Source organism: Martelella sp., assembly GCF_984369615.1.
On sequence record NZ_CFHTCS010000166.1, the window covers coordinates 1 to 9,412 of the forward strand.

Annotated in this window: 8 protein-coding genes; 2 read left to right on the plus strand and 6 right to left on the minus strand. The window is 64.3% G+C overall.

Annotation, left to right across the window (positions count from 1 at the left end):
- On the plus strand, positions 1-677 hold a 677-nt coding region (locus AC5DC2_RS13745; RefSeq protein ID WP_491698880.1), incomplete at its 5' end, for a putative zinc-binding metallopeptidase.
- A 13-nt stretch (positions 678-690) separates the two neighbouring features.
- Here AC5DC2_RS13745 and AC5DC2_RS13750 read toward each other — a convergent pair.
- The 4 genes from AC5DC2_RS13750 to thrC form a co-directional block, all read right to left on the minus strand.
- Positions 691-3,588 (minus strand): EAL domain-containing protein, encoded by a 2,898-nt coding sequence (locus AC5DC2_RS13750; protein ID WP_491698881.1) that lies wholly within the window; start codon positions 3,586-3,588, stop codon positions 691-693.
- Between the two features lie 15 nt (positions 3,589-3,603).
- Positions 3,604-4,206, minus strand: a complete 603-nt coding sequence (locus tag AC5DC2_RS13755) for a GNAT family N-acetyltransferase (protein WP_491698885.1) — start codon at positions 4,204-4,206, stop codon at positions 3,604-3,606.
- Positions 4,207-4,280: 74 nt separating this feature from the next.
- Positions 4,281-5,579 (minus strand): M16 family metallopeptidase, encoded by a 1,299-nt coding sequence (locus tag AC5DC2_RS13760; protein WP_491698882.1) that lies wholly within the window; start codon positions 5,577-5,579, stop codon positions 4,281-4,283.
- 13 nt (positions 5,580-5,592) lie between these two features.
- On the minus strand, positions 5,593-6,993 hold the full coding sequence (gene thrC, locus AC5DC2_RS13765) for a threonine synthase (protein ID WP_491698883.1): 1,401 nt from the start codon (positions 6,991-6,993) through the stop codon (positions 5,593-5,595).
- Positions 6,994-7,194: 201 nt separating this feature from the next.
- On the opposite strand from thrC, the gene AC5DC2_RS13770 reads away from it, so the two are divergent.
- Positions 7,195-7,728, plus strand: a complete 534-nt coding sequence (locus AC5DC2_RS13770; protein WP_024707286.1) for a hypothetical protein — start codon at positions 7,195-7,197, stop codon at positions 7,726-7,728.
- A 24-nt stretch (positions 7,729-7,752) separates the two neighbouring features.
- Here the strand turns inward: AC5DC2_RS13770 and AC5DC2_RS13775 are convergent, their stop codons facing one another.
- Together AC5DC2_RS13775 and AC5DC2_RS13780 are read right to left on the minus strand one after the other, a co-directional pair.
- Positions 7,753-8,442, minus strand: a complete 690-nt coding sequence (locus AC5DC2_RS13775; RefSeq protein ID WP_024707287.1) for an HAD family hydrolase — start codon at positions 8,440-8,442, stop codon at positions 7,753-7,755.
- 82 nt (positions 8,443-8,524) lie between these two features.
- On the minus strand, positions 8,525-9,412 hold an 888-nt coding region (locus tag AC5DC2_RS13780), incomplete at its 5' end, for an NAD-dependent epimerase/dehydratase family protein (RefSeq protein ID WP_491698884.1).

The following is a 9,412-nucleotide window of genomic DNA, read 5'->3' on the forward strand; positions in this document are numbered from 1 at the left end:
ATCCGGAAGGCGGCCTCGTCTTCGACTTTCTCGAGGATACGGTCGACCAGAACGGCAATCTCCAGCCGGCCATGACCGGCCACGAGAACGGCCTCATCTCACTGAGGGTCGCCGAGGCCGACGACGTCACCCGCGAGATCGCGCGTCAGCAGATGAACGAACCCTACCGGACGCTGCTCGGTCACTTCCGTCATGAGGTCGGGCATTACGTCTGGGACAGGCTGGTGCGCGACGGCGGTAGGCTTGAGGAATTCCGCTCGGCCTTCGGAGACGAGCGGGACGACTACCAGGCCGCGCTCCAGCGCCACTACGAAAACGGGCCGCCTGCCGGCTGGCCGGAGAATTACGTCAGCGCCTATGCCGCCACCCATCCCTGGGAAGATTTTGCCGAGAGCTTTGCCCATGCGCTGCATATCGTCGATACGCTGGAAACGGCGCGCGAATTCGGCCTTCTGGCGAACGATACCTGGCTCGCGCCGCTTGGCGATCCCTATCGTTGCGCAAGCGGAAAGCGGCTTGCGGATGCCTGGGTGCCGTTGACGCTGGCGATGAACGCCATCCACAAATCCATGGGTCAGCGGGATTTCTATCCCTTCGTCCTGACCCCCGAAATCATCCGCAAGCTCGATTTCGTCCTCGCCCTTCTGGTTCGACAGAAGAATGAGGAGCGCGTCTGAGCGCCGGCGGCGCTCACGCTTCCTTGGCGGCGGCGGCGACTTCCTTGAGCAGGCGCAATGCTGTCGGCGCTGCGACCGATGCGCCGTAGAGCGGGCCGCTGGCATAGGCGCAGCCCGCATCGGCAAGCGCCTGCGCGTCGACCTCGCTGCCGACATCCGTCACGCCGACGGCGGTGCCGAGCCGTGAGGCCAGTTCGACAAAGGCCTTGACGACATCCGTCTGGGTCTCGTTGTTCTGCTTGAAGACGGGATTGTCCACATAGGTTGCGTCGAAGCGGAAGCCTTTGAGCAGGGTGAGCGAGCCGTGCCCGTTGCCGAAGCCGGAAAGCGTCACGCCGGCGCCGATCGTGCGCAGATATTGCAGCGCGAGCTTCGCCTGTTCCGGCGCTTTCTGGACAACGTCTTCGGGAATGGAGAAGACCACTTGTCGCGGCGCGTTTTCGGACTGGCGCACGAGGCTTTCCAGTTCGATCAACGTGCTGGTTCTCAGCATCTCCGTGCAGTTGAGCTCGATCGAGACGAAGGGGCGAACCTTGGGCAGCGTCTGCTGCCAGCCGGCGAGGTCTTCAAGCGCCTGGCGCACGGTATAAAGCACCAGTTCAGCCGAGCGTTCCGCCTCGCGGCTGATCTCGAAGATCTCGCCTGTGGAGATTTCTCCCCGCTGGGGATGCTTCCAGCTCAACACGCAGGCGAAACCGGCCACCTTGTGGCTGTCGAGCCGCATGACCGGACGGTAGAAGACCGACATTTCCTTGCGGTCGATGGCGCGTCCGAGATCGGCCTCGACGCGCTTGCGCTCGTCGTCGAGCATGCGCAGCGCCGGGCGGTAGGTCTCCACCGTGTTGCCGCCCATGCGCTTGGCGCGCAGCATGGCAAGCCGCGCATCCTCGAGGAATATCTCCGCTGAGTCGGGGGCATCGTGCCAGGAGGCGATGCCGATCGAGGCGGTCAGGGCGATCTCGCGGTTTTCGAAGGTGATCGGCACATCGATGGCGGCGACCAGGGCATCGGCGAATTCGGCAACCGCGTCGGGCTCCGTCTGCGACTGCAGCACGATGGCGAAGGCATTGCCCGAAAGCCGCGTCAGCGTGTCTTCCGGCTTCAGCAGCCGCTGGATGCGGCGCGTCAGGGCGATAAGGATATTGTCACCGGCGGCAAAGCCCAGCGTCTCGTTGATGTCGCTGAATCGGTCGATGTCGGCGACAATCAGCGTCGGCCGCATATGCGGCGACGTCTTTGACAGCGCGACCAGATAACTCAGCCGGTCGATGAGGATCGTGTGGTTGGGAAGACCGGTGAGGTTGTCGACGACGGCATCCTGCAGCAGGCGCTGGGTGCTGACCTTCTGGTCGGTCTGGTCGGTGATCGTGCCGACGCAGCGGATCACTTCGCCGTCCGTCGAAAGCACCGGCCGCGCGCGGATCAGCATCCAGTGGTAGTGACCGTCATTGGCGCGGATGCGGAATTCGAGTTTCAGCCGGCCGCGCCGCCATTCGAGGAAGAGGTCGAGGGTCGAGCGGAAACGGTCGCGGTCTCCGGGGTGCAGATATTGCAGCCAGGAGCGGGCCGGACCGTTGAGCGTGCCGGCGGGAAAACCGAGCTTGGGCGCGAAGTCCGGTTCCGTTACGATCCGGTCGCGTCCCACGTCCCAGTCCCATACCGTCGCTTCCGTGCCGAGCAGGGCGAGCGCCTGACGCTCCAGATCCGAAAACAGGCCGGGCTGATAGGCGCCGCCGGCAAAGGAATGCTGGATGACGGTGAAGCCGAGCAGCAACACGATCAGCACGAGGCCGCCGTCGAGCGCCGGCTGGACGATGTCGTTGTCGATACGGCCGGTGGCCGTCATCCAGGCGGCAAACAGCCAGGCGACGATCAGCGCCCAGGCCGGCATCAGCAGGATCGCCCGGTCATACCGGCGGAGGCTGAGATAGACCATCAGCACGACCCCGGCGAGCACCGTGGAGGCAAAGGAGATGCGGGCGATGCCGGCGGCGGCCGGGGGGTCGAACAGCGCCAGGCCGAAAAGCGCCATCAGCAGCACGCCCCAGGCCGCGGCCGCATAGCCGAGCTGGGCATGCCAGCGCGCAAGGTTCAGATAGGTGAACAGGAACACCACCAGGCTGAAGGCGATCGCCACGTCGGCGCTGGCGCGCCAGATGCGCAGGTCGCCGGGCGAGAGCGGGATCAGCTGGTTGAGGAAGCTGAAATCGATCGCCACATAGAGCAGGACCGACCAGGCCAGCATTGCCGTCGCCGGCAGCACGGAGGTTCCCTTGACCACGAACAGGATGCTGAGGAACACCGCCAGCAGGCCGGCAATGCCCAGCACGACGCCGTGGTAGAGCGTGAAGGCGTTTTCCGTATCCTTGTAGGCATCCGGTTGCCAGAGATAGAGTTGCGGCAGGTCCGCCGTGTCGAGTTCGGCGACGAAGGTGATCACAGCGCCGGGATTGAGCGTGATCGAGAACACGTCGGCATCGTCGCTTGTCACCCGGTTGAGCGCGAAACCCTCCGACGGCGTGATCGCCGCGATCCGCGAGGAGCCGAGGTCCGGCCAGAACATGCCCGAGCCGGGCAGGCGGAAATGCGGGGCGACGATCAGGCGATCAAGCTGCTCGTCGGAAATATTTGCGAGCGAGAAGACGGCCCAGTCGCCGGGATGCTCGGCGTTGCCGGAACGCACCTCGATACGGCGGCGGATGCCGTTGGCATCGGGCACCGTGGAGATCTGCAGCACGCTGCCTTCATTGGGGTAGAGGTCGACATGGTTGGTCAGGTCGATCGCGACATCGCCGCGTGAAACCTCGACGGGCTCGAGCGCCAGCGCCGGGATGGCGGCGGAGAAGACCGCCATGGCCAGTGCGATGATGGCGAGGGCCTGACGGCCGAGCCGGCGGAGATGTGCGGGCATTCGCATCTTCGGTCTTCAATTCCCTTTGGCGTCGTGATCATCTTTGAGCAGGGCATAGAGATGATGATCCTGCCATTGGCCGTTGATGCGAAGGTATTTTTGCAAATGCCCCTCCTTGGTGAAGCCTGCCTTTTGCAGGAGCGAAGCGCTGCGATTGTTTGAGGGGATACAGGCGGCCTCGATGCGGTGCAACCTCAACTCATGAAAGATATAGGGAATTACGGCCTGAAGTGCGGCAAACATATGGCCCTTGCCGGCATAGGGCTCGCCCATCCAGTAGCCCAGCATGCACATTTGCGCGACGCCGCGGCGGATGAGGCCGATGGTGATGCCGCCGACAAGCGTGTCGGTCTCCCTGAGGAAGATGAACAGCTGAATGCTGCTGCCCTCGTCGAATTCCCGGTTCAGCCTCGTTATGCGCCTGCGGAAGGCCCGCTCGGTCATGTCGTCGACGTTCCAGAGGGGTTCCCATGGCTGAAGGAAAGAACGGCTGCGGATGCGCAGCTGCCGCCAGGCCTGATAGTCGGAAACACGCGGCAGGCGCAGAACATGCGTGTCCGAGCGGATGGCAAACCGGCGTCGCCTCAGGGCGTCAGGCGCGGCGAAGAAGGCGAACAACTGACTGTCTCCGCTCAAGCGGCCCGGCGCCGCCTATCAGGACGATCTTCGGTTCCATCCCTGTCATCGCGCGTTCAGGCGCCCGCACCGGCGGCCTTCTTCTCCTCGAACGAAAGGCCGTCGACAATGTCCTCAAGCGGCGCCAGCTGCTCGATCGGGCCGACGGCGGAAAGCGTCGGGCGGGCATTGTAGAAGGCGCGACCGGCCAGGTCGGTCAGCCTCTTCGGCGTGATATTCTCGATTCGCATCATCATCTCCTCGTTCGGGATCGGACGGCCCCAGAGCATGACCTGGCGCGCGATCTGGCCGGCGCGGGCGGCGGCGCTTTCCTGGCCCATCAGAAGCTGGGCGCGGATCTGCGCCCGGGCACGCTCGATCTCCGTGGGGTCGACCCTTTCGGCGGCCTCGCGCAGTTCGTTGATGATGACGGGGACGAGTTCGGGCAACTGGTCGCCGCCGGTTGCCGCATGCACGGCAAAGACGCCGGAATCCGAAAAGCCCCAGTGGAAGGCGTAGACCGAATAGCAGAGCCCGCGGATCTCGCGCACTTCCTGGAAGAGCCGCGACGACATGCCGCCGCCGAGCACATTCGCGAGAATCTGCGAGCAGTAGAAATCCTGGGCATGGTAGGCCGGGCCTTCAAAGCCGAGAATGACCTGCGCGTCGGAGAGCGTGCGCACCTCGCGCGCCTCGCCGCCCGTGTAGCTGGCGGGCTCGACGAGCGGAGGCGTGGCGGGTTTTTGCGGCAGGGCCGCGAAGCGGTCGGCGACGAGGCGCGCAAAGGCGTCGTGGTCGACCGCGCCGGTCGCCACGATATAGATCCTGTCGGTGGTGTAGTTGCGGGCAAGGTAGCGACGGATATCGTCCGGGGTGAAACCCATCACCGTTTCGGCGGTTCCCAGGATCGGTCGACCGATCATCTGGTCGCGATAGGCCGCGCCCGCAAAATTGTCGAACACCACGTCGTCCGGGATGTCGCTTGCCGCGCCGATCTCCTGCATGATGACGTTCTTCTCGCGCGCAAGCTCCTCTTCGTCGAAGGCGGAATTGGTGAGGATGTCCGCGAGGATATCGACGGCGAGCGGCAGATGGTCCTTCAGGACGCGCGCATAGTAGGAGGTCGTCTCCGTCGAAGTTGCGGCGTTGACCTCGCCGCCGACATTTTCGATCTCCTCGGCGATCTGGCGCGCGGTCCTGCGCTTTGTGCCCTTGAAGGCCATGTGCTCGAGAAGGTGGGCGATGCCGTGTTCGTTCGCGAATTCGTTGCGCGAGCCAGACTTGATCCATGTCCCGATGGCCACGCTCTCGATATGGGGCATGTTCTGGGTGACGACGGTCAGCCCGGACGGCAGCCGGGTGTACTCTACTGTCATGCGATCCTGCTTCCTATCGTTGGCTTCCAGTGCTCAGTCCGTTGCGAACGAACGCTTCCACCGTATCGAGATCGGGGGGAAGGACACTGAAACGCTCCTCCTTGTCCATCATTCCAGCAAGCCACGCCGGAAGCGCGGGGTCAATACCGCTGGCCGATTTTACGGCCGCAGGGAATTTGGCCGGATGGGCCGTGGCGAGGACAACCATGGGGTTTGAAGCCTGGTGGGAACGGGCGACCGACATGGCGACCGCCGTATGCGGATCGATCAGGACGCCGGTATCCGAAAGCGTGCGGGCAATTTCGGCGGCGGCCTCCTGCTGGTCCGTGCGCCCGGCGGCAAAGACGGCGCGGATGCGTTCAAGCGCTTCCTCCTCGATATCGAAGGCGCCGGACTGCTTGAGGCTCGCCATGGCGCGGCGGACATAGCCGGCGTCGCGTCCGCTTGCCTCGAACAGGAGGCGTTCGAAATTGGAGGAGATCTGGATGTCCATGGAGGGCGAGGTTGTTGCCTCGACTCCGCGCATCTCGTAGCGCCCGGTCTCGAGCGTGCGGGCGAGGATGTCGTTCTCGTTGGTGGCGATTACCAGCCGGCCGACGGGAAGGCCCATCTGCCGGGCGACGTAGCCGGCGAAAATGTCGCCGAAATTGCCGGTGGGAACCGTGAAGTCGATCGCACGATCCGGCGCGCCGAGCGAAATGCCGGCAGTGAAATAATAGACCACCTGCGCCATGATCCGCGCCCAGTTGATCGAGTTGACGCCGGAGAGCCTGACCTCTTTGCGGAAGCCGGGGTCGGCGAACATCGCCTTGACCAGGTTCTGGCAGTCGTCGAAATGCCCCTCGACGGCGATCGCGTGAACATTGGCTGCGCCGAGCGTGGTCATCTGCCGCTGCTGCACCGGCGAAACCTTGCCGTGCGGGAAGAGGATGAAGATGTCGGTGCGCGTGCTGGCCGCAAAGGCATCGATCGCCGCGCCGCCGGTATCGCCCGAGGTCGCGCCGACGATCGTGGCGCGCTGCCCACGTTGTTCGAGCGCGTAATCCATCAGCCGCGCCAGAAGCTGCATGGCGACGTCCTTGAAGGCGAGCGTCGAGCCGTGGAACAGTTCGAGCGTGAAGCGGTTGGCCTCGCTCTGGACGAGCGGCGTCACGGCCGGGTGGCGGAAGGTGGCATAGGCCTCCTCGATCATCGCCTCGAGACGGTCATCGGGAATTTCGCCGCCGATGAAGGGCTTGATGATGGCAAAGGCGATGTCCTGATAGGATTTCCCCCGAAGCGCACGAATCTCGTCTGCCGTCATTTTCGGCCATTCGCGCGGCAGGTAGAGGCCGCCGTCGGTTGCAAGTCCAGCGAGAAGTGCGTCCGAGAAGCCGAGGGTCGGGGCGTCGCCCCGCGTCGAAATATAGTCCACGCAAAGCCCCTTTATGCTTGCCAGGTTCCTGAAAATGTCTAGCTTGTGGCACGCTTTGGCCTTACCGGTTATCTCGGCAAGGCGTCTTTCATGCCTCGTGCCTGCGGGTCATGCCAGACAGTCGAATTCTTGCGTTCGCGCTGATATAGAACAAAGCCGGAGGGCTTGAAAAGCCCTTGAGAGAGGAAAGGAATACTCGCCGTGTCATTTCGCACCACCCGCCGCCTGGCCGCCGTCGTGGCCCTTTCCGGCCTTGCGGCCTGCTCCACGGCCACGCCCGAACCGGAGCCTCAGCCCGCCCAGCCGATCACGCCGGGCGTCAACCTGACGGCGCTTTCGCGCATCTGCCCCAAGGCGATGCTGGATGATGACCAGGCCTTTGATCGCGTCTATTCGCCGGCCGGTTCAACGTCGGCTGAAAATCTCGTCTATCAGGTCTCGCTTGCCGAATACACGCGCACCTGCACCGTCGCTCCGACGGGAGACCAGCTCCTGCTGCAGGTCGCCGTCGCCGGCCGCCTGATCGGCGGACCGAAGGCAAGGCCGGGCACATACAAGGTGCCCGTGCGCGTCGAGGTGGTCGACGGCGACGTGGCGCTCTACGACAAGGTCACCGTCCAGGAGGTTGAACTGCCGGCCGAGGGGCTCTCGACGCAGTTCCTGTTCAGGGCGAACGATCTGCCGGTGCCGGTGACCGCCGGGGAAAATACCCGGGTCAGGCTCGGCATCGACTGATTGCCTTGAGGGGTGGGGACGCCGTCAGACGGCGTCCGACCATTCCAGCAGCGCGGTTGCGACCGCCGGCAGGTCTTCCATGCGGTGAATGACGGTCTCGGCCCCGGCCTCGGACAGCTTGTCGGCGTGAGTCGGTCCGGTGTGCGAGGCGCCGGTAAAGCCGACGACGCGCATGCCGGCGGCCTTCGCGCCGGTGACGCCGTGAACGGAATCCTCGATCACCAGCGTGTTCCCGGGCCGCGCGCCCAACTTTTCCGCCCCATGAAGGAAGACGTCCGGCTTGGGCTTGACCCGGTCGGGCCCGAGGCTTTCGGCGGAAAAGATGTTCGGCTCGAACAGGTCGATATAGCCGACCTTGGTCAGCATCGCCTTGATGCGGTCTTCCGTCGAATTGGAACAGACGCAGCGCGGCTCGGAAAGCTGGGCCACAGCCTCGCGCACGCCCTCGATGGCCTGCAGCTCGCGCTTCAGCCGCTCGTCAAGGATGGTCTTGTGCTGCTCTATCAGGTTGGCCTGCAGCGGGATTTCGGCTTCCTTCTCCACGGTCAGCAGGATGTCGCGCCAGGTCAGGCCGGAAAAACGTTCGCCGATCTCGCCGGCGGTGATCGGGTATCCGGCCTCGCTCAACAGTCTTGATTCCACCTGGGCGGCGAGAAATTCCGAATCGACGAGAACGCCGTCGCAATCGAATATGATGAGGTCAAATCGGCTCATTGAGAAATCCTGTGGTCATTTCGGTCTTGGGCGCGTCACGATAGCACGCCGGAGATAGGGTCTGGGAGCGGTGAGATCAAATTCACGATGGCCGCAAACCGGGATGGCGGGCCAAAAACCCCTCGATCAGGGTCTGCAGCGTGGCGGAGAAGAGCGGCATGCCGCCCGTGCGCCAGCCGAGCGCATTGAGCCGGCCGGTGGCCATGACGCTGACCTGATCATGGTCGGCGCGCGCGGGCAGGGGATGGGGGGCGGCGAGCGCGGCCTTCAGCGGCGCCAGAATGGTGTGGTTGTCGATCACGATGTCGGAAACGTGGAGCGCCTTGCCAGAGACCTTGGGAATGTGGGCGCCGAGCACGGCGAGCACGGCGCCGGCGAGATCGCGGCCATTGATCTCGCTTCCCGCACGCGGCGTAATCGTCCTGCCAGCCAGATAATCCGCGAACAGGCTCTCCCATTTGTTCGGATAGAGGTTTCCGTAAATTCCGGTCGCCCTGAGGCTGACGGGCACGAAACCGGGTGCGGCAAGCGCAAAAAGCGCTTTCTCCGCTTCCAGCTTGGCCTTGCCGTATAGGCTTTCCGGATTGGGCGCGAGCGTTTCTGCAAGCGGCGTGCCGGCGGAATAGCCGTCGAAAACGGCGCGGCTCGAGAGGAACAGGCAGTGCTTTACGCCCGCCTTCCGCGCGGCCTCGAACAAGGCGATGGACCCATCGACATTCAGCCCGAGAAAGCCCGCCGGATCGTCGCCCTCGCCGCCGCGATAGCGCCCCGGCAGATGGGAAAACGCGGCATGGACGAAGCCGTCGATCCCGTTGAAGAAGGCTTCGGGGACGTTCTTTTCCGCAAGGTCGAGCGGCCTGAAGCCGACGGCCGGGGAAAACAGCCGGTCGGCCGGGGGGCTGCGTCCCGCGACGGTCACCTTGTGGCCGGCCGCAAGGCATTCTTCCACGATGTAGCGGCCGGCCAAGCC